This is a genomic window from Streptomyces sp. 13-12-16, assembly GCF_002114215.1.
GTDB lineage: Bacteria > Actinomycetota > Actinomycetes > Streptomycetales > Streptomycetaceae > Streptomyces.
Map to the genome: position 1 here is coordinate 1 of NZ_NCTE01000705.1, position 1583 is coordinate 1583.

The window sequence follows — 1583 nt, forward strand, 5'->3', positions numbered from 1 at the left end:
CCGCGTACGACCCCTTCGCCGGCCGCCGTACCGGTGCGGACCGCGCCGCACGCGCCGTGGTCCTGGCCGCCGCCGACCCGGCGAACGCCTACGGTGCCGCTCTGGGCTGGCCCGAGCCGCCGACCGGTGCCGGGCACAAACCCGGCCGCAAGGCGGGCTCCCTGGTGGTGCTGGTGGACGGCGAGCTGACGCTCTACATGGAACGCGGCGGCAAGACGCTGCTGGCCTGGCCCGCCGACTCCGACGGAGATCCCGCCGACGACCCGCGCCTCCCGGCCGCCGCCGAGGCCCTCGCCTCGGCCGCCCGCGCGGGCTCCCTGGGCACGGTCACGGTGGAGCGCGTCAACGGCACCTCGGCACTGACCTCCCCCCTGGGCACCCTCCTGGAGACCGCGGGTTTCGTCGCCACACCCAGAGGGCTCCGCCTGCGCGCCTGACCCACCACCGCCCCGACGATCCCGGCTTCCACCGCCCGAACACCCCACACCCGCCACTGGAGCCCACGGCACCCCTGCCCCCTGACGCTCCCTTGCCCCCTCCTGCGAACCACGGGCCGCACCGCCGTTTCCCCGAGGACTACCCCCCGGCCCACCACCGGCACACGCCCGTCCGAGCGCCCCGGCCGCCCGGCGTGCCACCCTTGACGCATGCCCGAAGGAGACACGGTCTGGCAGGCCGCGAGGCGGCTGCATAACGCCCTGGCCGGCCAGGTGCTGACCCGCAGCGACCTCCGGGTGCCGAGGTTCGCCACGGCCGACCTCACCGGCCGCGCCGTGCTGGACGTCACTCCGCGCGGCAAGCACCTGCTGACCCGCGTGGAAGGCGGCCTGACGCTGCATTCGCACCTGAGGATGGACGGATCCTGGCGGGTGTACACGCACGGGCAGCGCTGGAACGGCGGTCCCGCCCACCAGATCCGCGCGATCCTCGGCAACGCCGACCGCACGGCCGTCGGCTACCGGCTCCCCGTCCTGGAACTGATGCGCACCACCGACGAGGACCGCGCGGTCGGCCATCTCGGCCCCGACCTCCTCGGCCCGGACTGGGACCCCGGCCTCGCACTGGCCAACCTCCTGAAGGACCCGGCCCGCCCCCTCGGCCCGGACTGGGACCCCGGCCTCGCACTGGCCAACCTCCTGAAGGACCCGGCCCGCCCCCTCGGCGAGGCCCTGCTGGACCAGCGCAACCTCGCCGGGATCGGCAACATCTTCAAGAGCGAACTGTGCTTCCTCCTCGGCGTCACCCCCTGGCTCCCCGTGGGCGAGCTGCCCGCCGACCGTTCCGCGAAGCTGCCGGTGCTCGCCCGGAAACTGCTCGAGTTCAACCGCGAGCGCCCGGTCCGCAACACCACGGGCCGCCGCGGCCAGGACCTGTTCGTGTACGGCCGTGCCCGTCGCCCCTGTCTGCGCTGCCGCACCCCGGTCCGCCTCGCCGACCAGGGCGACGGCTCCCGCGAGCGCCCCACGTACTGGTGCCCCACCTGCCAGCCGGGCCCGGCTCCGTTCACTCCCCGTCGGTGAACCGACGCACGGTGCTCATCCGCCACGCCCGCCGCCACCGCCCCTCCGCGAGCGCCCCCTCCG

The 1583-nt window shown here is 75.4% G+C and carries 1 protein-coding gene and 1 pseudogene; both read left to right on the top strand.

Annotation, left to right across the window (positions count from 1 at the left end; genetic code table 11):
• Positions 1–437, top strand: a pseudogene (locus B7767_RS26655) (DEAD/DEAH box helicase); the annotation flags it as partial.
• Positions 438–647: 210 nt separating this feature from the next.
• Positions 648–1520: an Fpg/Nei family DNA glycosylase gene (locus tag B7767_RS26660; protein ID WP_085574415.1), complete on the top strand. Its 873-nt coding sequence runs from the start codon at positions 648–650 to the stop codon at positions 1518–1520.
• Positions 1521–1583 lie beyond the last annotated feature (63 nt).